Origin of the sequence: Gracilimonas sp., assembly GCF_014762685.1 — a bacterium.
Taxonomy (GTDB): domain Bacteria; phylum Bacteroidota; class Rhodothermia; order Balneolales; family Balneolaceae; genus Gracilimonas.
In genome coordinates this window covers 1,831,274-1,858,066 of record NZ_JABURM010000005.1, presented here as the reverse complement: position 1 = coordinate 1,858,066, position 26,793 = coordinate 1,831,274, and the positions used below count along the sequence as shown (strand labels likewise).

24 protein-coding genes are annotated in these 26,793 nt (G+C 41.3%); 14 read left to right on the top strand and 10 right to left on the bottom strand.

Annotation, left to right across the window (positions count from 1 at the left end):
* Nucleotides 1-393 carry a fluoride efflux transporter CrcB gene (gene crcB, locus HUJ22_RS08405; protein ID WP_290876155.1) on the top strand — a complete coding sequence of 131 codons (393 nt, stop codon included), beginning with the start codon at nt 1-3 and terminating at the stop codon, nt 391-393.
* 52 nt (nt 394-445) lie between these two features.
* On the opposite strand, the gene HUJ22_RS08400 is transcribed toward crcB, so the two are convergent.
* Complete coding sequence (locus HUJ22_RS08400) at nt 446-1,375, bottom strand: glyoxylate/hydroxypyruvate reductase A (protein WP_290876153.1); 930 nt, start codon at nt 1,373-1,375, stop codon at nt 446-448.
* A 57-nt stretch (nt 1,376-1,432) separates the two neighbouring features.
* Nucleotides 1,433-2,008 (bottom strand): CoA pyrophosphatase, encoded by a 576-nt coding sequence (locus HUJ22_RS08395; protein WP_290876151.1) that lies wholly within the window; start codon nt 2,006-2,008, stop codon nt 1,433-1,435.
* A gap of 238 nt (nt 2,009-2,246) precedes the next feature.
* On the opposite strand from HUJ22_RS08395, the gene HUJ22_RS08390 reads away from it, so the two are divergent.
* The 6 genes from HUJ22_RS08390 (at nt 2,247) to HUJ22_RS08365 (ending at nt 8,064) form a co-directional block, all read left to right on the top strand.
* A complete protein-coding gene (locus HUJ22_RS08390) occupies nt 2,247-3,446 on the top strand; it encodes a S8 family peptidase (protein WP_290876149.1) in 1,200 nt (399 codons plus the stop codon).
* Between the two features lie 217 nt (nt 3,447-3,663).
* Complete coding sequence (locus HUJ22_RS08385; RefSeq protein ID WP_290876147.1) at nt 3,664-4,659, top strand: adenosine kinase; 996 nt, start codon at nt 3,664-3,666, stop codon at nt 4,657-4,659.
* Nucleotides 4,660-4,674: 15 nt separating this feature from the next.
* The gene (locus tag HUJ22_RS08380) at nt 4,675-4,935 is read left to right on the top strand and encodes a PQ-loop domain-containing transporter (protein ID WP_290876145.1); all 261 of its coding nucleotides are present in this window, start codon (nt 4,675-4,677) and stop codon (nt 4,933-4,935) included.
* Nucleotides 4,932-5,525, top strand: a complete 594-nt coding sequence (gene rdgB / locus HUJ22_RS08375; RefSeq protein ID WP_290876143.1) for an RdgB/HAM1 family non-canonical purine NTP pyrophosphatase — start codon at nt 4,932-4,934, stop codon at nt 5,523-5,525. The genes HUJ22_RS08380 and rdgB overlap by 4 nt, the downstream gene beginning before the upstream one ends.
* A gap of 46 nt (nt 5,526-5,571) precedes the next feature.
* The gene (locus HUJ22_RS08370) at nt 5,572-6,534 is read left to right on the top strand and encodes an isoaspartyl peptidase/L-asparaginase family protein (RefSeq protein WP_290876141.1); all 963 of its coding nucleotides are present in this window, start codon (nt 5,572-5,574) and stop codon (nt 6,532-6,534) included.
* Nucleotides 6,535-6,537: 3 nt separating this feature from the next.
* On the top strand, nt 6,538-8,064 hold the full coding sequence (locus HUJ22_RS08365) for a sodium:solute symporter (RefSeq protein WP_290876139.1): 1,527 nt from the start codon (nt 6,538-6,540) through the stop codon (nt 8,062-8,064).
* A 36-nt stretch (nt 8,065-8,100) separates the two neighbouring features.
* Here HUJ22_RS08365 and HUJ22_RS08360 read toward each other — a convergent pair whose 3' ends face one another.
* Nucleotides 8,101-9,378, bottom strand: a complete 1,278-nt coding sequence (locus HUJ22_RS08360) for a sensor histidine kinase (RefSeq protein WP_290876138.1) — start codon at nt 9,376-9,378, stop codon at nt 8,101-8,103.
* A gap of 366 nt (nt 9,379-9,744) precedes the next feature.
* On the opposite strand from HUJ22_RS08360, the gene HUJ22_RS08355 reads away from it, so the two are divergent.
* The 4 genes from HUJ22_RS08355 (at nt 9,745) to HUJ22_RS08340 (ending at nt 13,089) form a co-directional block, all read left to right on the top strand.
* Nucleotides 9,745-10,212, top strand: a complete 468-nt coding sequence (locus HUJ22_RS08355; RefSeq protein WP_290876136.1) for a nuclear transport factor 2 family protein — start codon at nt 9,745-9,747, stop codon at nt 10,210-10,212.
* Nucleotides 10,213-10,280: 68 nt separating this feature from the next.
* Nucleotides 10,281-10,955 (top strand): FAD-binding oxidoreductase, encoded by a 675-nt coding sequence (locus HUJ22_RS08350; RefSeq protein ID WP_290876134.1) that lies wholly within the window; start codon nt 10,281-10,283, stop codon nt 10,953-10,955.
* A 406-nt stretch (nt 10,956-11,361) separates the two neighbouring features.
* Nucleotides 11,362-12,285, top strand: a complete 924-nt coding sequence (locus tag HUJ22_RS08345) for an aminotransferase class IV (protein WP_290876132.1) — start codon at nt 11,362-11,364, stop codon at nt 12,283-12,285.
* Nucleotides 12,286-12,360: 75 nt separating this feature from the next.
* On the top strand, nt 12,361-13,089 hold the full coding sequence (locus HUJ22_RS08340; RefSeq protein WP_290876130.1) for a sulfotransferase family protein: 729 nt from the start codon (nt 12,361-12,363) through the stop codon (nt 13,087-13,089).
* Nucleotides 13,090-13,162: 73 nt separating this feature from the next.
* Here the strand turns inward: HUJ22_RS08340 and HUJ22_RS08335 are convergent, their stop codons facing one another.
* The 7 genes from HUJ22_RS08335 to HUJ22_RS08305 all read right to left on the bottom strand — a co-directional run bounded on the left by HUJ22_RS08335 (nt 13,163) and on the right by HUJ22_RS08305 (nt 22,633).
* Nucleotides 13,163-14,437 carry an adenylosuccinate synthase gene (locus tag HUJ22_RS08335; RefSeq protein ID WP_290876128.1) on the bottom strand — a complete coding sequence of 425 codons (1,275 nt, stop codon included), beginning with the start codon at nt 14,435-14,437 and terminating at the stop codon, nt 13,163-13,165.
* 62 nt (nt 14,438-14,499) lie between these two features.
* Complete coding sequence (locus HUJ22_RS08330) at nt 14,500-14,841, bottom strand: STAS domain-containing protein (RefSeq protein ID WP_290876126.1); 342 nt, start codon at nt 14,839-14,841, stop codon at nt 14,500-14,502.
* A 22-nt stretch (nt 14,842-14,863) separates the two neighbouring features.
* Nucleotides 14,864-15,775, bottom strand: coding sequence for a protein translocase subunit SecF (gene secF / locus HUJ22_RS08325; RefSeq protein ID WP_290876124.1), 912 nt, complete (start codon nt 15,773-15,775; stop codon nt 14,864-14,866).
* A 39-nt stretch (nt 15,776-15,814) separates the two neighbouring features.
* On the bottom strand, nt 15,815-17,620 hold the full coding sequence (gene secD, locus HUJ22_RS08320; RefSeq protein ID WP_290876122.1) for a protein translocase subunit SecD: 1,806 nt from the start codon (nt 17,618-17,620) through the stop codon (nt 15,815-15,817).
* Nucleotides 17,621-17,764: 144 nt separating this feature from the next.
* Nucleotides 17,765-18,319, bottom strand: coding sequence for a hypothetical protein (locus tag HUJ22_RS08315; RefSeq protein ID WP_290876120.1), 555 nt, complete (start codon nt 18,317-18,319; stop codon nt 17,765-17,767).
* Between the two features lie 59 nt (nt 18,320-18,378).
* Nucleotides 18,379-21,216, bottom strand: coding sequence for an excinuclease ABC subunit UvrA (gene uvrA, locus HUJ22_RS08310; RefSeq protein ID WP_290876118.1), 2,838 nt, complete (start codon nt 21,214-21,216; stop codon nt 18,379-18,381).
* Between the two features lie 118 nt (nt 21,217-21,334).
* Nucleotides 21,335-22,633: an adenylate/guanylate cyclase domain-containing protein gene (locus tag HUJ22_RS08305; RefSeq protein WP_290876116.1), complete on the bottom strand. Its 1,299-nt coding sequence runs from the start codon at nt 22,631-22,633 to the stop codon at nt 21,335-21,337.
* Nucleotides 22,634-22,752: 119 nt separating this feature from the next.
* Here HUJ22_RS08305 and HUJ22_RS08300 point away from each other — a divergent pair, with 119 nt between their 5' ends.
* From HUJ22_RS08300 to HUJ22_RS08290, 3 genes are all read left to right on the top strand, one after another.
* Nucleotides 22,753-24,117, top strand: coding sequence for a class II 3-deoxy-7-phosphoheptulonate synthase (locus tag HUJ22_RS08300; RefSeq protein ID WP_290876114.1), 1,365 nt, complete (start codon nt 22,753-22,755; stop codon nt 24,115-24,117).
* A 256-nt stretch (nt 24,118-24,373) separates the two neighbouring features.
* Nucleotides 24,374-24,793, top strand: coding sequence for an Hsp20/alpha crystallin family protein (locus HUJ22_RS08295; protein ID WP_290876112.1), 420 nt, complete (start codon nt 24,374-24,376; stop codon nt 24,791-24,793).
* A 160-nt stretch (nt 24,794-24,953) separates the two neighbouring features.
* Complete coding sequence (locus tag HUJ22_RS08290; protein ID WP_290876110.1) at nt 24,954-26,423, top strand: Do family serine endopeptidase; 1,470 nt, start codon at nt 24,954-24,956, stop codon at nt 26,421-26,423.
* Nucleotides 26,424-26,793 lie beyond the last annotated feature (370 nt).

Genomic DNA, 26,793 nt, shown 5'->3' with positions numbered 1-26,793 from the left:
ATGAATATCGACTGGCTGAAAGTTGTAGCGGTGGGTTCCGGTGGTTTTATTGGAGCTGTTTCCCGCTATTTGTTATCCTTATTTACACAATCTCAGTTTTCAGGAAGTGCTTTTCCTTATGGAACGTTGGTAGTGAATCTTTTGGGCTGTTTGCTCATTGGGCTAGTGACCGGGCTTTTTGAGTTGAAATCATGGGCACACCCTGAAATCCGGCTCTTTATTTTTGTGGGAATTTTAGGAGGATTTACAACATTCTCAACTTTCTCCCACGAATCCTTTCTCCTCTTCGAGAATGGTAAATTGCTGCTAAGCTTATTGAATTTGGGTATTCAGGTAATCTTTGGATTGGCATTTGTTTGGATGGGATATCAATTGGTAAGGCTGCTTAGCTAGTGTATAGTTGTGCTGATAGCTTGATCCTCTTTACTAAGACTGACAGCTTTCCTTAGTACCCCTTCTCTCTATCCACCTCAAATAAAAGCGCCATCCCCGACATAGCTCGTTTATAATTCTCTATAATTACTTCAGCAGCTTCTTTGGCGGGAGTGATGGCCGCAATATGCGGAGTGATCATAATCTGTTTGCGGTTCCAAAAAGAATGATTTTTTGGCAATGGCTCTTCTTCAAATACATCCAGACAAGCGCCTTCCAAGTAACCCATGTCGAGGGCGTAGATCAGATCTTCCTCAACCAAGTGATCTCCTCTTCCCACATTTATCAAATATCCGGGTTTTTTAAGTTTTTTGAAAAGATCGAGATCCAGAAATCCTTCAGTCTCTTCGGTTAGGGGAAGGAGGTTTACCAGGATCTTGGTTTCATAAAGAAATTTATCGAGTTTATCCGGCCCGGCAAAAGAAGTAACACCGTCGATATCCTTTTTAGAGCGGCTCCAGCCGGAAACGGTGTATCCTTGTTGCACCAGTAATGTTGCAACGCTGCTTCCCATTTCACCCAATCCCATAATGCCGACCGGGGCATGCTTTTTAGGAACTGTGTTTTTTTGTTCCCAAACTCCTTTCTGCTTGTTTGTAAAATAATCACCGATATGGAGTCGGTAGTTGACGATTGCATTCAATACATATTCAGCCATTTGCTCTTGAAGCGAATCTGTGACGAGCCGGCAGATGGGGATATCTTCAGGCAGACTTTCATCGTCCAAAAGATGATTTACGCCGGCTCCAAGCGATGATACTGCCCTAAGGTTGGGATAATTACCTAATACTTTTTCAGGGTGATTCCAGCATACCGCAAACGTAACCCGTTCCTTATTCTCAACCCGAGGCCAGATCTCAACATCCAGATTGGAATCTTTTTCGAGCAGGGCTTTTTTTAGTGAGTCGAAGTCTCGGTTTTTTGCAATCAGTAAAAGCGACATATATTCCTTTGATTTAACAGGATGAGAAGATAGGCATTCATAATAACTTCTGGGAAATCATGGATGAGAATTTGTCTCCAAAAACTCCTTATACAATTCCACGAGTTCACTCATCATCATAGCCGTAGCACCCCAAAGCGGAACACGGTGAATATTCCAAAAGGGAACACGATAAGGGGTTCCTCTAAGTTCCCAGTCTTCCTCTACCATGTGTTGTTCCTCAATGAGTTTGGAAATCGGTACCGTAATAATTTCATCCACTTCATTTGGATTAGGTGTAAAGCTTTGCTCTTGTTCTAAAAAAGCAACCACCGGAGTTACCATATTATCGGAATGGCCTACATAAAGCGGTGTGAGTTGTCCTGCAATTTGGACTCCACTTGTGTGAAGGCCAATTTCTTCTTGAGCTTCACGCAGCGCTGTTTCCACAATAGTTTCATCTCCTTCCTTGCCACCACCGGGAAAACTGAGCTGTCCTCCGTGGTTAATGGATTGTGTTCGTAAAGTCAGGATTACTTCCAGTTCTTTTTTCCATGTAATAAGAGGTATTAAGACGCTGCTATTTCTGAAATCGTCATTAGCAGGTTCATAAGCTCTGGAGCTATTGACTCCATTTACAGGATTGGGGGCCATTTTGCTTTGCGCCTTTCTTCCTGGGAGTGAAGAGGTTAGCTTAGATTGTAAATAGTTGTGAAATTTTTTTTGTAACAAAGTGGTAATCTATTACTGTTTAATGTATATACATGTGTAACACAAATTCCTGACCGATAATTTTTCAAATTAACGGAAAGTGAATAGGTGGTATATGATCTAAGTTACTCATTCACTCGGGTATAAATAAAACACTAACTAAATAATCATAGAAATAGATATGAATAATAGAATAATTAGGAAGATTACTGCTGGGGCATTAGTTCTTATGTTAGCAGTTGTGGGTTGTCAAAATGTAACGGAAGTTGCTGACCAAGATGACTTAATAGAAAATCAGGTTATCGAAGGGCAATATATTGTGGTGATGAAATCATCAAATGACGGCCAATTTAAACTCGGTGATGTAGAGCAGGTTGAAGCTGTAAGAAGCAAAGTAATGTCAAAAGCTCAATTATCAGAAACTGATGTTTTTCTGAAATATAACAACGCAATAGCCGGTTTTGCAGCTCACTTAGATGAAGCACAGCTAGAAAAGTTACGCAGTGATGAAAATGTAAAATATATTGAGAAGGACAGGATTCATACTTTTGCTCCCCCATGTGGTACTCCTAATGGTGGCTCATGTGACGGTGATGGTGGAGGAAGTTCTAATCAGGAAACTCCATACGGAATCACTCGTGTGAATGGTGGTGTAACATACACTGGAAGTAGCGTAGCTTGGATCATTGATACCGGAATTGACTTAGATCACCCGGATTTGAATGTTGATGCTTCCCGAGGTTTCAATGCATTTACTAGTGGACGTGATGCAAAAAGTCTTGATGATGGTAATGGACATGGATCACACGTAGCAGGTACTGTTGCTGCTGTTGATAACGACCAAGGTGTTATTGGTGTTGCTGCCGGTGCTACAGTAATTCCTGTTAAGGTGCTGGATAGCCGTGGAAGTGGGTCTTATTCCGGAGTAATTGCAGGTGTTGATCATGTTGGTGCCAACGGTTCTGCCGGTGATGTTGCAAACATGAGTTTAGGAGGTCCTGTTTCTCAGGCTTTGGATGATGCAGTGTTGGCTGCTTCTTCTAATGGTATTTACTTTTCACTTGCAGCTGGAAACGACAGTGAGGATGCAAACAATTCATCTCCTGCTCGTGTAAATGGAACATATATTGTTACTATTTCTGCAATGGACAGTAACGATGACTGGGCTTATTTTTCTAACTTCGGAAACCCTCCGGTTGATTATGCTTCTCCTGGTGTAAGTGTGACTTCCACTTGGAAAGACGGAGGTTATAATACTATAAGCGGAACTTCAATGGCCGCTCCACATGCTGCCGGTGTTCTGTTATTAGGAAATGCAAGTACCGACGGCACCGTTAACGGTGATCCTGATGGAAATCCTGATCCTATTATTGTACACTAATTGAAAAAATCAAAAGGATACTTAAAGCCCTCTTAGCGAAAGGTGAGAGGGCTTTTTTTATATAACTAATTTATAAAATGCTATTTGTATTTGACAGCTTTCAAAGCTGAACACATGTCCGTACTTTCAAACTCGAAAATTTTGAGCAAAAAACGATTAAATCAATCTCATAAAGCATGCATTTTCGTGTTTTAGAGATTTTGTGGCAAAAAAGAATATGAACAAAAAATACAATGTGTACGGCATCGGGAATGCCCTGGTAGATCTGGAATTCAACGTCACCCATAATTTTCTCGAAAAGTATGAAGTTCAAAAAGGACTCATGACCCTAGTGGATGAAGAAACCCAGCATAAATTAATAAGTGCCATTGATCATAACGACACCGAAAAAAAATCAGGCGGGTCGGCGGCCAATACCGTGATCGCGGTAAGTCAGTTTGGGGGGAAGGCGTTTTATTCCTGCAAAGTAGCTGACGATGAGTTCGGAGATTTTTATCTGAAGGATATGGAAGATGCCGGGATCCCTACGAATTTTGACCGGCAGGAAAGAGAGGATGGAGTTACCGGGAAGTGTTTGGTGATGATAACGGATGATGCCGAACGAACTTTAAATACCTACCTGGGAATTTCATCCGGACTTTCAACCAATGAAGTGGATGAGAGAGCGATAAAAGATTCGGAATATATATACCTGGAAGGGTATATGGTAGCATCAGAACCGGGGTTGGATGCCATGAAACATACCAAGAAAATTGCTGAGGAAAATGGGGTTAAAACTGCTATTACTTTATCTGATCCTGCCATAGTGCACGCATTCAAAGAGAATTTTCGTGATGTTATAGGAGCTTCTGTAGATCTGTTATTTTGCAACGAAGACGAAGCCAAAACTTTTACCGGGAAAAGTGATCTGCTGGAAGCAAGAGAAGCTTTAAAACAAGAAGCCAAACGTTTTGTAATTACACAGGGTAAAAATGGAGCTATGATTTATGACGGTGATACCTTCATTGATATTGAACCGTATGAAGTAAAAGCAGTAGACACCAATGGTGCCGGAGATTTATTTGCCGGAGCGTTTTTGTATGGAATCACCAATGAACTAGGCTTCGCAAATTCAGGTAAGCTTGCCAGTCTGGCGGGTTCCAAGATCGTATCGCAATATGGGCCGCGACTAAAATGGCATGAAGTTCAGGAATTATTACACAAGCTTAAATAAACAGACAAGATAAATATGACGGGAATTGAGTTATTAGGGTGGACGGGCTTTGGAATATTAGTAGCAGCCTGGATTCCTCAAACGTGGCAAACCATAAAAGAGGGAAATACTTCAATGAATCTTGCTTTTATCATCATGTATTTTTTATCAAGTTTGATGCTTACGGTCTATTCGGTATTGATAGATGACACGGTTTTTACAGCATTAAATGGATTGCTTACATTAGGAAGTGGAATAAATATGTTTTATAAATTTTTTCCAAGAGTAAAAATATGAAGATAGAAAAACTGGTATTAGCTTCTCAAAATCCTCATAAAATTGAGGAAATGCAGCAAATATTGAGTCCGCTGGGAATCGAGGTTTTTTCCACAAAAGATTTCCCAGACCTAAAAGAGGTTATTGAAGATCGCCCCACCTTAAAAGGAAATGCCCTAAAAAAAGCACGATATGTTTCTCAGGAAACTCAGCTTCCTGCGCTTTCTGATGATACCGGATTGGAGGTTGAGGCTCTCAACGGAAGTCCGGGCGTTTATTCAGCGCGTTATGCCGGCAGAAATGCATCCTATCAGGATAATGTGCAGAAGCTGTTGGGTGAGCTTGACGGGAGCCCAAACAGGGCGGCTCGGTTCAGGACGGTGATTGCATTGGTTATTGAGGACCTGGAATACACCTTTGAAGGCGTATGCAAAGGAGAGATCATCACCGAACAAAAAGGGGATAAGGGTTTTGGTTATGATCCCATTTTCTTACCGGAAGGATATGAGAAAACTTTTGCAGAATTGGATTCATCCATAAAAAATGCTATTTCTCACCGAGGCCGGGCGATGGAGAAATTGATAGATTTTCTTCATGAGAATGGCCCTTGACCTTAAAGTCCTGTAAAGGGAAGAACAATCATTGATACATTAGTTTATGCTGAAAAGAAAAGATTTTTTAAAAACAACTGCTTTGGGACTTTTGCCTTTTGGCATACCGATGGTACCCAACCAGACCCGGTTCACAGGAAAGAAGCCGGTGGTCATTTCAACTTGGAGAACGGGTTTGAGTGCAAACGAAGCGGCATGGGAGGTTTTGTCAAAGGGTGGCTATGCTTTGGATGCTGTTGAAGCCGGAGTCAAAGTTGAAGAAGCAAATAAAGACAATAAAACAGTAGGCATTGGCGGGTATCCAGACCGGGAGGGCAAGGTAACGCTAGACGCTTGTATCATGGACGAAAGGGGAGAATGTGGTTCCGTGGCATTCATGCAAAATATCAAACATCCGGTCTCGGTGGCGCGAAAGGTTATGGAAGAATCTCCGCATTGTATGCTGGTAGGTGAAGGGGCAAAACTATTTGCACTCGACCATGGATTTGAGGAAGAAGATCTTTTAACACCCGATGCCGAAGCTGAATGGAAAAAGTGGCTGGATCAAAAAGAATACAAACCGAAAATAAATATTGAAAACCATGATACTATAGGAATGCTGGCCCTGGATGAAAAAGGTCGTATTTCAGGCGCATGCACTACAAGCGGGGCAGCTTGGAAAATGCATGGCCGTGTTGGAGATTCACCCATTATTGGGGCAGGTTTATTCATTGACCCTGCGATAGGAGGAGCGGTCGCAACTGGATTGGGAGAGGAAATCATAAAAACAGCCGGCAGCCACCTGGTGGTTGAGATGATGCGTGCAGGACATTCCCCCGAAGAAGCCTGTAAAATTGCCACAGAACGGATAATAGAACGCAGTTCCGGGAACAGCGAGGGTGTTCAGGCGGCTTTCATCGCCCTCAATAAAGAAGGCGCTTACGGTGGATACAGTATCGTGGAAGGTTTCGATGTGTCGGTGTATAATACAGATGGTAATCGCGCCGAACCAGTCCAATACCTGATATAGCTTATGGAGTTCTCCTACATCGACTATATCGTTATTGTGGTATACCTGGCCGGAGTTGCATTTTTAGGGCTAAAGTCCTCCGGAAAACAGACGTCGAATAAAGATTATTTTCTGGGCGGCGACGGCATCCCCTGGTGGGCCGTTCTTTTCTCCATTGTAGCCACCGAAACCAGTACCCTTACATTTATCAGCATTCCTGCGGTAGCTTATGGCGGAAATCTTACTTTCCTGCAAATTACCGTGGGTTATGTGATCGGCCGTGTTTTTGTAGCATTATTTTTTCTGCCCAAATATTATGAGGGGGAACTTTTTACAGCTTATACCTTCTTGGAAAGAAGATTTGGCGGGACTATGCGGAATGCTGCAAGTACCACTTTTATGATTACCCGGCTTTTAGCGGATGGGGTACGCCTTTTTGCTACGGCTATTCCATTGGCCATTATCTTACGCTTGGGGGGAGCTTTTGCAGGATGGGGAGATCTGGAATTATATATTCTCTCCATTTGTGTGATTACCGGAATTACACTGATTTATACCTTTTTTGGCGGAATTAAAGCCGTGGTATGGATGGATTTTGTGCAGATGATAGTTTATATCGGAGGTGCTTTGATAGCTGTCAGTGTTTTGCTTGGAAATTTACCGGTCGGATTCGAGTTGCCGACCGAAAAATTTCAAATCATGAATCTTGGATTTGATCTTTCATTCAGAGACTTTATTGCGCAGCCATACACTCTGATAACGGCAATTGTAGGCGGTGCTGTCTTCTCACTGGCTTCTCACGGAACGGATCAATTATTGGTTCAGCGGGTACTGGCAACCCGGGATTTAAAGTCGGGTCAAAAGGCCATGATTTGGAGTGGAATTGTAGCGATGCTCCAATTCGGATTATTCCTGGGTATCGGGTTATTGCTTTTTATGTTTTATGAAGGTGCTGCCGCTTCAGAATTAGGGCTAGCAACTACGGATGAAATATTTGCCAAATTTATTGTAGAGCAATTGCCGGTTGGAGTCTCCGGATTGATAGTTGCTGCTCTTTTTGCGGCTGCTATGAGCAGTCTCAGCTCTTCACTGAATTCACTGGCTTCCTCAACAACCTATGATTTGTATAAACCCTATTTTGGGAAAAACAATACCGAAGCTGAAGACCTTTCTATTTCCCGAAAAATAACGATGGGGTGGGGAATCATTTTGACAGCTTCTGCTATTTTCTTTGCTGTTTTACAACTTCAGGGCGGTGAACGTCCGGCTATTGTAGAATTGGGCCTCGGCATTGCTTCTTATACCTATGGTGGGTTACTGGGTGCTTTTCTGCTGGGAATGTTTTTCGATAAACCCAACAAAACTGATGCTATTATCGGCTTCTTCTGCGGTTTGATTGCGTTGTTGTTTATGGTTCAGGGTCCTATACAAAACATTCTTCCGGGGGAGGGATTAGCCATTGCCTGGCCATTATATACATTAGTGGGAAGCTTAGTAGTTATTACCGGTGGGCAAGTGAGTTATTTTATTCGAAACACATTTCTTAAATAATATTTATATAAAAACTGCCGGGCAGTCGGTTAGTATTTATAATGCGCTGCTGGGGCCTTTGAAATCCCGTTTTTCAAATGTTAGCTCAAATGAAGTTTTATCATTTTGTTCAGTAACCGATATGTTCCCTCTGAGTTGTGAATTAAGTGTTTTCACTATGAGCATCCCCAAACTGGTTGGTTTCTTCAGGTTATACTCTTGGCTGCTTTTTAACCCATTATCCGAAACAGTTAATACTACGCTTTCCTCGACCTCTTTAAGGCTTACTTCTATAGCGGGATTTTTAATGTCTTCGTAAGAATTTAGGTAAGCATTAAGCAGCAATTCATTGCATAATAAACCGGCTGGTACTGCCTGGTTGATGTTTAGGTTTACGGTGGGAATGTCTTTCTTTATGTTGACCGTACTTTCTCCATTCTCTTTTTTGAATGTTTTATAGATAAAATCTACTAATTGATTCAGGTAGTCCCCAAAATCTATATGAGAGGTTTTTTCGGCATCTGCATAGGATTCATGCACCAATGCAAGACACTTCACTCTCATCTGGCTATCGTGAAGAATCGCATGAACCCGTTCATTTTCGGTATACATGGCCTGCAGATCAAATAACGCGGAAACCAATGCCAGGTTATTGCGAACCCGGTGATGTATTTCAGAAAGCAGGGTTTCTTTTGCTTCTACTGATTGTTGTAACTTTTCTTCCGTTTTTTTCTGGTCCGCGATATTCTCCAACATCACCACCAGGTATACCGGGTTCTTCGGTCCATTAAATACCGCTGATTTAGAAACCAAACCCGGAAAATATGTACCGTCTTTTGTGCGATATCGTTTTTCTATTTTATAGGATGTTCTTTTTTGTTCTACCAGTTCTTGGTCTAATTCTCTGCTGGCTTCTATATCGTCGGGATGAATAAAATCTTCAAAATTAAGATTGAGCAGCTCTTCTTTTTTATATCCAAGCATATCACATAGCGTTTGGTTTACCTGTATCCAGTTTTCATCAGGTTTGTGATGAGCGATACCTACAGGGGCGGATTCAAAGGTGGCCTTAAATTCATCCCTGCTTTTTCTAAGCTGCTGAATGGCTTTACTTAGCAAGGTGTTATTTTTCCATACCAGCAAATATATCATCACCCCGCTAGCCAATACAAATAACCATCCTTTAAGGGATTGAACCTGTGTTATAGTTTCTGGCTCATTAAAGGAAGCAAGTACAAATTGATCGGAGAATTGAACCCATAAACCTCCAACCAAAAAATAAAGAATGGCAATGACCAACGGACTATTTCTCAGAATAGTTTTGATGCGATACATACTGTATTTTTTTTATGTTTGCGGGACAATTAGCCGAACCCAACGTACTTGATTTAATTAACTGTATCCGCTCTTTTTGAATTGAATACCGAAAGAGAGTTGTATAAAAAATGAAAGAACCCCAACGGGTGAATAAATTAAAAAGCCATCCGTCCATTACTGATACAATCTATATGGTAGATTATTGATAAGAGTAGGCTGGAGGTGAAATGTTACACTTTTATTTTTTAGAGTGATTTTTTGGGCTAATGTTCTATGATGGAATATGAGTATGACAGGTTAGGGTAATACTTATTCAATATATTTTGAAGCCTATTTTAATTTACAGCTTCATGTTTTTAACCACTGAATTGACTTTATTTCTGCATGAATGAAAATGAAAAACTTATTCACCGGTTATACTCAGGATTAGAAGAGCAGGATTATGAAACTATGACAAGCTGTTATCACCCAAATGCAGTATTCAGAGATGCTGTTTTTGATTTGAAATCAAAACAAGAAATAGCCGGAATGTGGACGATGCTTTGCAAAGGGGCGAAGGAATTCGAGTTTCATTTTGATCAGGTTTGGGCGGATGAAGAAACAGGTAAGGCCCGGCTGAAAGCGAAGTACTTATTCTCTCAAACAAACCGGATGGTACACAATAACATTAACGCCCGGTTTAGATTTAAAGACGGACTCATCATCGAACACATCGACTCTTTTGATTTCCGGAAGTGGAGCCGGCAGGCATTGGGGTTGCAGGGGTTTTTATTGGGTTGGAGTTCATTTCTTCAAAAGAAGGTGCAGCAACAAGCATTGAATAATATGAAGGCTTATATCCCGCACCGCTAAGTACATATTTTGAATGTTTTAGAGGTTATAATTGTATCTATTATCAAACGCTAAAAAAATAGACAATTATGGCACACACACTTCAGATATTAGAAATTCAAAATCTAACACACGACGTCAAGCAATTTACCCTGGTAAAACCGGATGGCTATGAATTTAAACCAGGCCAGGCTACGGAAGTTGCAATAGACAAGGATGGATGGAGAGATAAAAAACGGCCGTTTACCTTTACTTCTTTGAATGAAGATGAACACCTTGAATTTACTATCAAGATTTATCCTGAACACGATGGCGTAACCGAACAGATTGGGAGGCTAAAAAAAGGAGATTCCCTTATTGTGGACGAAGCTTGGGGCACGATTCAATATAAAGGAGAAGGCGTATTTTTAGCGGGAGGAGCCGGAGTGACTCCATTCATTGCTATCTTCAGAGACCTTCACAAAAAGGGTGAGATCGGGAATAACAAGCTCATCTTTTCCAATAAAACTGAAAAAGATATTATCCTGAGAAATGAATTTGAGGATATAATGGGTGATAATTTCATCAAGGTGATCACAGATGAAAAGCCGGAGAGCGATCATATCTTTTTGGATGGATTTATAGATAAGGAATTTCTGGAATCCGTGATCAATGACTTTGATCAGCCATTTTATGTTTGTGGCCCTGAGGCTTTTAACAAATCCATGATGAAATACCTGAAAGAATTAGGTGCAAATCCGGATGCTTTGGTTTTTGAGGAGTGAAAGTTCATATTTTGGATAAATGAGCTTTAAGCATAAAAATGCGATAGGAACAGGAAATGACTGTTTTATATCCGGGTTCAGAACCGGTTCACTTTTTATTCTATACCTATTATTCAAACACAAATAAAAGTGGTAAACTTTTGGTCATATAACTAATCCTGGATTAGGTAATTGTCCTTCCTAATCGATTAACCTTTCGGGTTTTTGGGGGTGGATTTTAACTCAGTCCGCAAATAATAAAATCTCTACAGTGATGCTGTAGAGATTTTTTTTGAGAACACTTTTTGCCCTGCTACTAAATTTTTTTTAAGATATTTATTTTAAACAATTGGTAATATTTTATATAAGCATAAAATCAAAGGGGTGACCATTTGCTCTCTTTTACGTATGTTCATTCAAAAATTAAATGACGCACGGCACTCATAATGCGGTTTATGATCCGCGGAACGAAGATGTATTGGTTTATGTGAATGGGGAGTTGTTTCCCCGTAAAGAGGCTAAGATATCAGTATTTGACAGTGGTTATTTAGTAGGTGATGGTGTTTGGGAAGGGTTTCGACTGTATAAAGGAGTCTTGGTTTTTTTGAAAGAACATTTCGATCGGCTATTTCAGGGAGCTAAAACTGTGGGCATGGATCTGAAGATGAGCAGGGAAGAAATTACCCGCGCTATTTGGGAAACGCTGGATGCTAACGATATGAAAGATGGTGTTCATGTCCGCTTGATGTTTACCCGGGGAATTAAGAAAACCCCATCACAGGATCCGAGGTTAACGATTTCCGGGCCTAATCTGGTTATTATTGCAGAATACAAAAAAGCCGATCCTGAAAGCAGAAACAGAGGGATCAAATTATTTACCAGTACTATTCGGCGGGGCTCTCCCGATTACCTGGATCCCCGGCTCAACTGTCATAGTAAAATTCACGAAGTTCAGGCATTGGTCCAAGCGATTGAAGCCGGAGCTGATGAAGCGCTCATGCTGGATATCAATGGATTTGTTTCCACGTGCAATGCCACTAATTTTTTCATAGTAAAAGATGACGAAGTATGGACTTCAACCGGGCAATATTGCATGAATGGCATTACTCGTGGCAAAGTGATTGAAGTATGTGAGAAGAAAGATATCTCGTGCCATCAAAAGAATTTTTCACTGTTTGATGTTTATGGGGCGGATGAGGCTTTTGTAACTGGAAGCTTTGGTGGGATAACTCCTGTTACTCATGTGGATGGCCGGTTAATTACAAAATCTGTACCCGGAAAAATGGCACAGCGTTTGCAACATCTTTATGAGCAAGAGATTGAAGAATCCGTACGTAAGATGAAGGTTTAATTTTAATGAATTTGAATTTTATCCTGGGTGTATTATTAACCCTCAGGTTTAAAGTAAAAGTAAAAAACTGAATATATGCTAAAAACCAAACGAATTTGTTTGTGGAGTGGTCCACGTAATATTTCAACGGCGTTGATGTACTCTTTTGCCCAGCGCGAAGACACAACAGTTGTAGATGAGCCGCTGTATGCTCACTACCTTTCTTCGACCGATGCAAAAGATTATCATCCCGGTGCGGATGAAGTAATTGCCAGCCAGGAAACAGATGGGCAAAAAGTAGTGGATGAAATCATACTTGGAGAATATGATACCCCCATTGCATTTTTTAAGAATATGACCCACCATCTGGTAAATTTGGACTGGAGTTTTATGGAGGAAACGGTGAATGTGATTTTGACCCGGCCTCCTGAGGATATGCTTCCATCCTATGCCAAACAGGTTAAGAATCCGACAATGCAAGATGTAGGATATGCCAAACATCTGGAAGTGGTACAATACCTTAAGGCTATTGATAAGAAACCTATTATTGTTGATTCGAAAGATATACTCCAATATCCTCAATCACGGTTGAGAGAATTATGCGGCACATTGGGAATACCTTTTGATGAAGCTATGCTAAAATGGCCGGCCGGCCCCCGAAAAGAGGATGGAGTGTGGGCAAAGCACTGGTATCATAACGTGCATCGTTCTACAGGATTTAGGGCTTACAAATCAAAAAATGAGCCTTTTCCGGAAGAACTGGAAGACCTGCTCGAGGAATGTCAGGAAGCGTATGAGAAACTGCTTACTTATGCAGGGGATTGATAGTTTCCTTCCCAACCGAAAAGTTGGGAAGGAGAGAACTCAGTGAAAACCAGAAACCTCCGGAGGCCATTTCTCAAAGAAGAATCGTTTCGCTGCGTTTAGGTCCGGTAGAAATAATGGTAAACTTCACTCCCAGGTATTCCTCAATAAATCGAATGTAAGATTGTGCTGTTGAAGGCAGTTTATTCCAATCGGTAATTCCTTCAATAGAGTTTTTCCATCCCGGTAGGGTGGTATAAACAGGTTCAACCTCTTCTATCTCATTCAGACAAAGTGGAAATACATCGCTTTCCTTTCCATTCAATTTATATCCGGTACAAACTTTGATCTCCTCAAACCCGTCCATCACATCCATTTTGGTAAGAGTCAGTTCGTTCATACCGTTAATCTGACATACGTATTTCAGGGCTACTAAATCCAGCCAGCCGCATCGACGGGGGCGCCCGGTGGTTGCTCCGAATTCCTGTCCCTTTTTACGAAGTTCTTCACCGGTTTCATCGAGCAATTCAGTAGGGAAAGGACCGTTTCCAACACGGGTGCAATAAGCTTTGGTAATTCCCATTATGTTGGTCAAAGCTGTGGGAGGAATTCCTGAACCGATACAGGCACCACCGGAAGTTGGAGATGAGGAAGTTACATACGGATAAGTACCATGGTCTACATCCAGCAAAGTGCCCTGAGCACCTTCCAGTAATATTGATTTTTCATTTTTGATACCCTCATGTAATAGATTGGTAGTGTTGCAAATATAGGGTTCCAATGTTTTGATGGAATTTTCAAGTTCATCCATCAGGTCATCAGTTTTGAGAACCGGCTCTTTGTATAAGTTCTTGAGAGCAAAATTAATGTCTTTCAGGTTATGATCAATTTTTTCCCTGAGTACAGCCCGGTCAAGTAAATCAACCATGCGAATACCTACGCGGGAAACCTTACTTACATAAGCGGGCCCAATTCCACGGCCGGTGGTTCCGATGGCATCCCCGCCCCGGCGTTTTTCTTTCAATTGATCCAGAAGTTTGTGGTAGGAGAGTATTACATGGGCAGTCTGGCTAATAAAGAAACGGCCCTTCAGGCTGAATCCCATTTCCTGAACGCCTTTGATTTCATCTACCAAAGCGATGGGGTCAATCACGACACCATTGCCAATTACACAATCGGCATCTCCATTAAAAATTCCGGATGGAATAAGGTGTAGGACAAATTTTCGATCATCAAATTTGAGGGTATGGCCGGCATTAGCTCCGCCTTGAAAGCGAACTACATAATCCGCTTTATCGCTAAGAAGATCTACAATTTTTCCTTTTCCTTCATCACCCCATTGGGCTCCAATAACAACTCTTGTGCTCATAATCAGTTCAATAAAAAAGGGGTGCAGAACACCCCTTCGTATTCAATTTTAATTTCAGGTTATCATTCTTCGAATGATTCTGCGGCTTCTTCCACTGATTTAAAGTGCTTGAATACCGTAATTAACTTAGTAACGATCAACAGGCTTTCGATTTTATCTGTTGCATTGGCTATACGGAGGTCTCCACCGGCTTTACGCATGGTGGTAAGTGCCCCAATTAGCATACCAAGGCCTGAAGAGTTCATGAATTTCACTTTGCCGAGGTCAACCACAACATTGATTTTTCCGGCATCGATGAGTTCATGCAATTTTTCGTTCAGACTAACCGCATCAGGGCCACCCATTACGTTTCCTTTAAATTCGATAACCACGCTGTTGTAGCGTTCTGATGTATTAAAGCTCATAGATTTCCTGTCGTTTAAGTAATTAAGATTTTTTGGTACGTTTTTCGAGTTCTACCACCAACGCGCTGGCTACAAACAATGAACTGTATGTACCCAATACGATACCGATTAAGAGGGCAAAAGAAAAGCCTTTTAACACCTCACCGCCGAAAATAAACAGCACAAGCACCACAAACAAGGTGGTAATGGAAGTTATAACGGTACGGCTTAATGTATCATTTAAACTTTTGTTTACCATCGGTGTGAAATCCATTCCTTTATGTACATTGGAATTCTCACGAATACGGTCAAAAACAACTACGGTATCGTTAAGAGAATAACCAACGATGGTCAGGAATGCAGCGATCAAGGCCTGATCAATTTGTAAACTAAATGGGACCAGATCAGCGAGGATAGTAAATACCCCAAGTACGATCACCACGTCATGAACAAGGGCGGCTACCGCACCGGCTGAAAAGGTCCAGTTTCGAAACCGAATTAAGATATAAATGAAGATGATTACAATGGCATAAATGACCGCTTGTAACGCACCCCATTTTAGATCTTCTGCAAACCGGGGCCCTACCACATCTGTTTTTATCACATTGGCAGGGTTATCGGGATACAGCTCCGCTACATTTGAGGTAATTATCCGTTGAACTTCACTGATTTCACCTTCATTGTCAGTACGAATCAGTACTTCACTGTCTGAACCGTAAAGCTTGATTTCGGGAGCAGCACCCAAAGGCTCGCTCAGGCTGGAACGCATTTCTACTACATTTACGGCATCCTGAAAATCAAGAACGAATTCTTTTCCGCCTTTAAAATCAATGCCGTATTGCAATCCTTGTGTTAAAATTGCGGTAACTGAAGCCAAAAATAAAACAGCGGAAATAACGTACGCTATCTTATGGCTTCCGGTAAAGTTAAAATTTGGTGTTTCAAACCATCTCATAATAATATTCCTTTAGTTATTTAAATTTCTTATTGATGATTAACCGAAGCTGACAACGTTTTTCTTTGCCTGGGTCAGATAATCCACAACAACGCGGGTGATTACAATAGCGCTAAACAATGAGGCTACAATACCGGCCATCAGTGTTACCGCAAATCCTTTGATCGGGCCAACTCCAAAACTGAAGAGGATAATAGCTACGAAAAAGGTGGTTACGTTAGCATCAACAATAGCACTCATGGCATTTGCATACCCGGCTTCAATGGATGCCTTTAGTGTTTTTCCGGTGCGTTGTTCTTCACGAATACGGTCAAAAATCAGCACGTTGGCATCCACGGCCATACCGATGGTCAATACAATACCTGCGATACCCGGCAAGGTAAGTGTTGCTTTGAAAGCGGCGAGGATACCAAGGATGAAAATAATGTTCAGCAGCAGAGCCAAATCAGCAATTCCTCCTCCGGTGCGGTAATAGACAATCATAAATATGGCGACAATACCTAATCCAACCAGGATGGAATTCAATCCGGCGCTGATTGACTCAGCACCCAGAGTTGCTCCTACCGTACGTTCTTCAAGAATTTCGAGTGGAGCGGGCAGTGCACCTGAAAGCAGGATGTTTACCAAATCTTCTGCTTCCTCAATGCCATCCAATCCTGTGATAGAGGAACGGCCATTTGAGATTTTGGTTTGAACATTAGGATAAGAAAACACAAACCCATCCAATACAATAGCAACCGGTTTGCCAATATTGGCTCCGGTTATGCGTCCCCATTTACGGGCACCGTCGCTATTCATGCTCATGGATACCTCAGGGACGTTGGTAGCGGGGTCGAATTGAACACTTGCTGCTTCAATTACATCGCCTGTCAGTTCAATTTGAGTACGGACTCCAATCAATTGATAAAGGTCTGAACCATCTTGTCCGGGAAGAGGGTTGGCACTCCACATTACGGTGGTATTTCTTGGCATCATTCGCTGAATATCTTCTGTTTTCAGCAAATCCATTACCCGGGCAGTATCCTCAGGAGTGGCATATCCTACCAAATAAGGACTTTGTGCCGGAACCAATACTTCTTCAAGTGGACTGAATTGATTGTCAAGGGTATCGGAATCTGTTTCCTGGTAGGTTTCGTAGTATTCATAAAGCTGATTTACAAAAGAACGAAATTCTTCTGCATCCGCTGCCAGGCGGAATTCGAGACGTGCAGTACCTTTCAGGAGGCTGCGAACACGTTCCTTGTCTTCTACTCCGGGAAGCTCAACTACGATTCGGTTATTCCCTTGCTTCAAAATAGAGGGCTCGGTTACACCGTAACGGTCAACACGTGTACGAATAATTTCAATAGCCCTATCTAAAGCGGAGGTTCTTTGCGTTTTAAGAAATGTTGCAATTTCTTCATTGGTAGAACGACGGGTAATATCCATTGCATCGTTTCTATAATAACGGCTGAGACGTGCATCCGGGTCTCTGGATTCAAACTCAGCAACCATTTCATCGATAAAGTCACTGTTGTTTTCTATTGACCGTTCGCTAGCCGTGCTAATTACATCAGAAAGTAATTCGTCTGCATTATCACCGGCTAATTCTAAAACCAGCTGTGGCACACCTACTTCTAACGTTACGTGCATTCCACCCTGGAGGTCAAGCCCCAAAGAGAGGATGTTTTCTCTAAGACTCTCCAGTTTTTCCTGGTTTTCTTCTTCGTACTGAGCCGCTTCAGAGGGGCTTAGTTGTTCAATGTAGTTTTGCTCTAGATTCCACTGTAAAGTTGGGTAGAGATAATAAATTGTAAGGGCTAAAAAGGCCACTATACAACCAATTTTAAATCCGTTTCCTTGCATGGTAATTAAATTTTATAGTTTGAAAAATTTTGATAGATAAGAGTGAGCTCAAAAATAAAGTGATCAGCATTAATATCAGCTGAAGCCTTTTTCTGCTTTCTGCTATCGTTTAAATAGAAATTGAGTATGTTTTGCCCGATTAGCCTATGGGGCATTGATAGCCATTCCGCCGGAAAGAGGGGAAATGTAATAATTAAATGAGGGAAGGGTAATTTGTTCAAAAGCAGTATTTAAAACTGATGGAGAAATATCATACTGCTGAACGGGCGATTTTCCGCCGAAAGCAAGCCCATCTACAGGCAGTACAGAATGGGATTGTGCCTGTTTGATTATCACAGCTTTACCCATGCCGGTAGAAGAATTTTGATAATCCTTCCATTCTTTTAAAAGTACTTGAAAAACTTCGTTCTCGTCTTGAGACTGCTTATCAACCGGGAGTTCAAAATCATCTGCATAGGCTTTTACAAGAGCCGAGGCTTCGCGAATTACAGACTCCAGCTCCACATTGGCAGTTGAAAGCCCGCGAATTTGATCTGCAACATTATCATTGGTGTTTGATTTTAAATTGGATTGCAACCAAACAGCAAAAGCATCATGCTCGGAATGATTACTAACCGGTTTTATAAAATAAAAAACGAGCCCAACGAGCAATAAGCCTATATTGAAAGACTGGGTGATATGTGTGCGAAAGAATTTCATTCAGTTTCAAAATATAAACAACAATTCATCCATTGTGAACAAGAAAATTATAAAGTTATTTATGCAGTTACTTTTCGCAGCCGGTCAAATTCTTCTTTGAGAAATTGACCGGTGTAAGAATGCTTTATTGTGGCAATTTCTTCCGGAGTTCCGGTAGCGATTATTTCCCCACCGCTGGCACCGCCCTCAGGCCCTAAATCAATAATCCAATCTGCAGCTTTTATAAGGTCAAGGTTGTGCTCAATCACCATTACGGTATTTCCTTTATTTACTAATCGCTGAATAACATCCACCAGCATTCTCACATCCTGAAAATGAAGGCCGGTTGTGGGCTCATCCATTACATAGAGAGTATCACCGGTGCCTACTTTGGAAAGTTCACGGGCAAGCTTAATTCGTTGTGCCTCACCGCCGGAAAGAGTAGTGCTGGATTGTCCCAGCGTGAGATAACCCAGTCCTACATCGGTGAGTGTTCCTAAAATTCGGCTGATAGCGGGTTGGGCATCAAAAAATTCAGCAGCTTGACTAATAGGCATCTTCAGTACGTCTGAAATGTTTTTCCCTTTATAGTAGATCTCAAGTGTCTCCCTATTGTATCGTTTCCCATTACAGGTTTCGCAGGTCACATATACATCCGGAAGGAAGTTCATTTCAATTTTACGAACTCCATCCCCATTACAAGATTCACACCGCCCACCTTTCACATTAAAAGAAAAGCGCCCCTGATCGTAACCGCGAATTTTGGATTCGGGCAGTTCAGCAAATAACCGCCGCACATGGTCAAATACTTTGGTATAAGTTCCGGGATTTGATCTTGGGGTTCGGCCAATAGGACTTTGATCAATGGAAATAATTTTATCCAGGTTGTCGATTCCTTTAATAGAATCGTAAGGCAGTGGCACCGTTTTGGATTTATAAAAATAGTTAGACAGAATAGGAACCAGTGTTTGATTAATAAGTGAACTTTTACCGCTTCCACTTACACCGGTTACTGCAATAAATTTCCCCAAAGGAATTTCCATATCCTGGTTTTTCAAATTGTGGCCGCGCGCATTTTTAACTGTGATGGATTTTTTATTTCCATTTCTTCTTTTCTCAGGGATGGCAATCGCTTCTTCATCTCTTAAAAACTTGGCAGTATCGGAGTCGGGGTCAAGTTCCTCAGGTTTGCCTGAGGTTACGATGTGTCCGCCATTTACACCGGCTCCGGGGCCCAAATCTACCACAAAATCGGCATGCTCAATAGTTTCGCGATCATGTTCAACCACTATAACTGAATTCCCCAAATCCCGCAATGTTTCCAGTGACTTGATAAGCTTGATGTTATCGCGTTGATGAAGCCCGATGCTGGGTTCATCTAAAATGTAAAGTACACCTACCAGCTGAGTTCCTATTTGGGTAGCTAATCGAATTCGCTGGGCTTCACCGCCGCTCAAAGACTGGGCTTCACGGTCTAAGCTTAGGTAATTCAGTCCTACATTCAGCAGAAAGTCCAAACGGTCACGGATTTCCTTCAGCACCTGATTGCCGATCGTTTGTTGTCTTTCGGTCAGGTTGATGCCGTAAAGTGTATCTCTTAGCTGTTGAATGTCTTTTTGGACAAGATCGTGAATATTATACCCGTCAATTTTGTAGGATAGGGCTTCTTTGTTTAAGCGTCCGCCGTTGCATTCAGGACATGTCACTTTATCCATGAAGGCTTTTGCCTTGTCCCGCTGCTTATTAGATTTGCTGTTATGATATTGGTCTATAATAGTATTTCGAAGTCCTTCAAACTTATGCTTGTAGGTTACGGAGTTGTCTTTGAAATCGTAGCTGACAGAATATTTTTTATCACCGCTACCGTGTAAAATGATATTCAAGGCTTCATCGGGAAAATCCTTAAGCGGAGTTTCAAAATCCAGATCAAAGGAGTTAAGAATAGCCTTAAGCTGTTTGAATACGAAAATATCTCTAGGTGCACCAAGGAAGCGAATTCCGCCCTCTTCTATAGTTTGTTCTTTATTGGGAACCAGCAATTCCCAGCTTACATCATAAGTATATCCCAGTCCTTCACATTTTGGGCAATTTCCGTAGGGTGAATTAAATGAAAAAAGATTGGGGGCAGGATCTTCATATGCCACCCCGCTTTCCGGATCAAAAAGGTTTTGTGAGTAGAGCTTGTCCTTGATCTCATCTCCGTCTTTAATGGCAAGAATTACATTCCCGTCAGCCATTTCTAGGGCCAGGCGAATGCTTTCAGCAATACGTTTTTCACTTTTTGGAGAGATTACAAAACGGTCTACTACCACTTCAATGTTGTGGGTTTTGTATCGATCCAGTTTCATGTCTTTTTCCAGGTCATGAAACTCTCCGTCAATTCGGGCACTTACAAAGCCTTGTTTGATGGTTTGCTCAAAGAGTTCACGATAGTGTCCTTTTCTCCCGCGAACCACCGGAGCCAGACAATAGGCCTTGGTTCCTTCCGGCATATCCATGATAGTCTGTACTACCTGATCCGCTGATTGTTTTTCCATTTTATTTCCGGTTTTGTAGGAATATGGAATTCCAACCCGGGCATAAAGTAATCGAAGGAAATCATAAATTTCGGTTACGGTTCCCACCGTAGAGCGTGGATTTCGGTTAGTAGTTTTTTGATCGATGGAAATAACAGGTGACAAGCCATCGATAAAATCTACGGCCGGCCGTTCCATCATTCCCAGAAATTGACGGGCATAAGCAGAAAGAGATTCCAGGAATCGCCGCTGACCTTCGGCGTAAATAGTATCAAAAGCCAGTGATGATTTCCCCGATCCGGAAAGCCCGGTTATGACCACAAGCTGATCACGGGGAATATCGATATCAATATTTTTGAGGTTATGTTCGCGAGCCCCTCGTACTACAATGTTATGCTGCAAAGTCTCTTTGATTTTTGAATTTCAGAACTATGAAAAATACAAAAACAACGACCCGAATTCTTCCATTCCTTTTTAAAAAATAATGAAGCAAGAATTGTGCTGTTGAGTCCCGGAAAATTTAGCTCTGTCCGTTTGATCTTAGCAGGGAATTATATTCTCGAATAAAAAGCCGGTTCGGGAAAAGCCCTTCATCATCTTCTGAAAATTCCGACTTAATCCGCTTAACAAAGTACATAGGCACCCTGCCGGTATATTTGGTGTCTATATCTCCTCGGCTCTCACATTCAAAGAAATCCTTAACCCGTTCATAGGTCACTTCAGAAATATTAATGGCGTTCTGATCGGAATGTTCTTCCAAACGTGCAGCAAGGTTTACAGTTTCACCCCAGATATCGTATGCAAAGCGTTTTTTCCCAATCACTCCCACAACAGCTTTACCGGTATGGATACCAATGCGAATAGGAAGGTAGGGGGTTTCATTATTTTTATTTTTTTCTCCGAAGTTTTTTACGAAATCTGTGATTTTAAGTGCAGCGAGGATGGTATCAACAGGATGTGTTGAGTTACGCTCGGGTAAACCGCCGGCAGCCATATAGCTGTCACCAATGGTTTTTATTTTGATTAAATTATGTTGTGCGGCAAAATCATCAAATTGATCAAAATAAAAAGACAGACTCTCGATTAATTTTTCCGGACTTAATTGGGGAACCACTTTTGTAAATCCGGAAAAATCCGTAAACATGATGGTTGCATCTTTATATCGTTCAGGAGTCACTGTGCCATAGGCGAGTAAACTTTCCGCAATTTTTTCAGGAAAAATATTATGGATGAGTTCCTCATGCTCTTGTTTGGTGAGTTCAAGTTCTTTGTTGGCGGCATTTAATCCGCTCTGCATTCTACTCAGTTGATTGTTTTGTGCCAGCGTATTTTTATAGGTGGAAATCAACAAATTTACCAAATGTGAATAATCAGCCAGCACTTCATATTTCTTGCCCTCAATTTTTACTTCAACCGTTTTCAGGCTATTAATTGGAGGGGGTGGGTTTACTAAAAGTTCTTCAATTTTTGAATAAAGGGTGTCGTCGTCGTAGGGTTTGGTTAGATAATTGTCGGTACCGGCTTCAATCCCTTTCATGATATACTCCGTTGTCACCATTGAAGTCACCAGTATAAATGGGATTTTATTGAGCCTGGAATCTTTTTTTATACGCTCACAAAGCTCGAATCCATTCATGACAGGCATGTCAACATCACTTAAAATGAGGTCCGGATATTCGGTACGAGCCAGTTCTAAGGCATCCTGACCGTTCTGTGCGGTAAGTACTTCGTACCCCTTTTGAATTAATTTATGTCTTGTAAGTGTTACAAGAGCCGGATGATCATCTACAACTAAAATACGTGGTTTTGTTTCTAACATAGTGAGATTCTTAGATTTTGCCCTTAATATATTTGATTGAGTGATACAATGTGTAAGAATTTTAAGCATTAACCCTAAAAAACCGATAGTTTTCACACTCACTTTCAAATATAAGTTTTATGCAAGAAGTAATACCCAAAAATTGGTCTCCAACCTCATGGAAAGATAAACCGGTAAAACAACTTCCGGAATATCCGAATCAGGATGAATTGGAGAAAAGCTACCAAACACTCAAATCATTACCCCCGCTGGTTACCTCGTGGGAAATTGAAGCATTAAAATCTAAACTTGCTGATGTTGCAGCAGGAAAAGCATTTCTATTGCAGGGCGGAGATTGTGCCGAGAGCTTTGATGCAACCAAAGCACCCAAAATTGTGAATATGGTAAAGGTGCTTTTACAGATGAGCTTTATCTTAATTCATGAAATGGGAGCTCCGGTTTTACGAGTAGGAAGAATTGCAGGGCAGTATGCAAAACCACGATCTAATGATTTTGAAACAGTTGATGGTAAAGAAATTCATAATTATCGGGGTGATTTGATTAATGGCTTTAAGTCAGAATCAGGTATTCGTATGCCAGACCCGGAACGGTTACTGGAAGGTTATCACAAGGCAGGACTCACACTGAATTTCTTAAGAGCTTTAGCTGATGAGGGGTTTGCCGATCTTCACCACCCGGAGCAATGGGAGCTCGATTTCATGCGCAATAATGAATACTATGCCGAATATGAGGACATGGTAACTTCTATTACTAAAGCAGTTAGGTTTGTGGAAGCCATAGCTCCTGATACCTTTACAACCCTTCAAAAAGTAGATTTTTATACTTCACATGAAGCGCTGAACTTATACTATGATTCGGCACAAACCAGGCCTGTACCACGAAAATCCGGGCATTTCAACCTGAGTGCTCACATGGTTTGGCTGGGCAATCGCACCCGGGATTTGGACGGTGCTCACGTAGAATATTTTAAAGGGATCAATAATCCGGTGGGTATAAAAATTGGTCCTCCTTATGAAATTGATGAAACACTGAAGCTTATTGAAACACTCAATCCAAATCATGAGGCAGGTAAGATTGTATTAATTACCCGCTTTGGAAAAGATCTTATCGAAAAAGAACTGCCCAAGTTGATAAAGGCAGTGCGGCGTGAGGGATTTCCGGTAGTTTGGAGTTCCGATCCTATGCATGGCAATACTTTTAGCACAGATGGCGGAATCAAAACCCGGAATTTTGATGATATTATCAGCGAAGTGCGGTCAGCATTTTCTATTCATCGTTCTGAAGGAAGTTATCTTGGAGGAGTTCACCTTGAACTTACCGGTGATAATGTAACCGAGTGTGTGGGCGGCGCTAAAGGCCTTGAAGAAGATGAATTGAACCGCAATTACGAAACATTTTGTGATCCTCGCCTTAACTATGAGCAAAGTCTGGAAATGGCTTTTCTGATAGCCCGGGAATGGAAGAAGAGCTATTCTTTAGAATGAAAAATTCAAAGTGTAAAATTTAAAATGTGGGGCTATCCCATTTTAAATTTCTTTTCCTGCCAAGTTTGTAATGGAGCTGACAGTCCTGCTTTTCCGGTCTGTCAACATTACTTCTCTTTATAACCGGACTGAAATTTCAACAGATTGATATTGCCCGTCTGTCAGCATGGCTTCTCTTTTCTGTTATTGGCATGCTGATTGCATCTTTAACAGTGAATTAATTGAAAATAAAAAGGCGAGGTTAATTATGGCACTTATGAAATATTCACGACCCAATATTGATCTTCACTCAAAGAATTTTAGCGATATTCTGGATGAATTCTTTAATGAATCACTCAACTATCGTAAAGATTCGTTTATGCCAAGCGTAGATATTTCTGAAACGGAAAAGGAATTTGAAGTTTCAGTAGCACTTCCGGGCATGAATAAAGAAGATATAAATGTAGACTTGGAAAATGGCCGCTTATCTATCAGCGGTGAGCGTAAATTTGAAAATGAGGAAAACAATAAAAACTATCATCGGGTAGAGTCAGGTTTCGGTTCATTTAGCCGTTCGTTCCAACTTCCCGATACTATTGATGAAGACAGCATCGTTGCTAAATATGAAGATGGTGTCTTGAATATTACTATTGCAAAAAGCGAAGAAAAGGTTAAGAAGCAGATCAAGATATCATAAGCTTGATCCAATAGGTTAAGGGGACCGGAGCTCTGCGAAAGGAGCTTCGGTTTCTTATTATATATGAATTGAATTGTAAAGGTTTGTGGCTGCACACAATTTTAAAACCTTGATGCGTTGTATTACCGCAAACCATAAAACAAACAAAGCATAGATAAAAATGAATACGACCGTAAGAAATATATTTGGGGTGGCCGCTGCTATCCTTGTATTGCTAAGTTTCAATTGGGTTACAAATTCTGATACCATCACTCTGCCGGAGTATGACACCAAAGTTGAAAGTGCTGAAAATAGATCAGTGGCTTCACTTAAAGACTTTAATGATGCTATTGTAGATATAGCTGAAAAGACAAATCCGGCCGTGGTTACTATAACAACAAAAAGAACTCAGGAAATAAGGATGATTAATCCATTTTCTCAGTTTTTTGGTAATCCCCGGGGTGACGGAGAAACCAGGGAGCGAGTACAGCGTGGATTAGGTTCGGGAGTTATAGTCTCTGAAGAGGGATATATCCTGACCAATAACCATGTGATTGCAGATACTGATGAAATTAAGGTTCGGCTGTTCAGTGGAAATGAGGTAGATGCCGAATTGATTGGTACCGACCCGCAAACGGATATTGCGGTATTGAAAGTGAACGTCGATAACATTCCAGCGATTGAAATAGGAGACAGTGACAACTTAAAGGCGGGGTCTTTAGTGTTGGCAATTGGAAGTCCACTGAGTGAAGATTTAGCCCATACGGTTTCATTTGGTATCGTAAGTGCCCGTGGTCGATCATTGGGTAACCTGACGTTCTACGGTGATTACATTCAAACCGATGCCGCTATTAACCCAGGCAATTCCGGCGGAGCTTTAATTGATGTAAATGGCCAGTTAGTAGGTATTAACTCAGCCATTGCATCCCGGTCAGGCGGTAATGACGGGATCGGATTTGCCATTCCGATTAATATGGCGGAACGTATTATGAATGATCTGATTGAAGACGGTGAAGTAAGCCGCGGATATCTGGGCATGTTTACCGGTGGCGAAGTTGACCAAACAATGGCCCGCGCAATGGGACTTGGTAACGTGCGTGGTGTAATTGTAGGCCGCGTGGAAGAAGGTGGGCCGGCTGATAAAGCAGGCCTTCAAGAAGAGGATATTATTGTATCTTTAAACGGGCAGGAAATTAGTAGCTGGGATAGTTTCCGAACGAGCATAGCATCCCAAAAACCGGGTGATGAAATTACGCTGGGTATCATTCGTGATAAGGAGAATATGAGCCTGGATGTGACGTTAGGAAAGCGACCGGAAGAGGCTGTTGCGTCTGTCGACCCTCAGTCCTCACAAGGCCTTGAAGAACGTCTTGGTTTCTCAGTACGTGATTTAAATAATGAAATCAGAAATCAGCTTGATATAGGCAACGATATTGAAGGCGCTGTTGTTAACAGAGTAAATGAATCAGGATCCGCCTACGAAAGAGGCCTTCGCACTGGGGATGTGATTATTGCAGTTAAACAAAAGCAAATATCATCCGCCGCTGATTTTTATTCTGAGGTGGAAACAGCCATTGAAGCAGGGGATGAAGTTTTATTATTGACAATAATTCGAAATAATTTGAAACAATATATCGCGTTTGAACTATAACTCGATTAAAGAAGGATTTTTGTACCCCGAAAACCCAAACCTTGGTCCCTGATACGGACCGGGGTTTATTCCTTTAAAGATGATTGATTTAATCTATAAAAACTGAAGAATATTTACTAAAAATTACAGAGATCTTTTTTTAAGATTCCGTATCTTTGCGCTAGAATTTTAAAAGAATTTGTACCCCGAAAAACCCAAACCCTGAACTCTGATACAGTTCAGGGTTTTTTTATTGTTTGTTGAAACCAGTCATCCTTCTATTTCTTGTAAAATCATTTTTTTTTTCAGCTCACCTGCCATCATCCTGTAATTATGTCAATATAAAGTAACAGGCACGATTTTGGTCATATTAACTACAAATAAGAGAAAA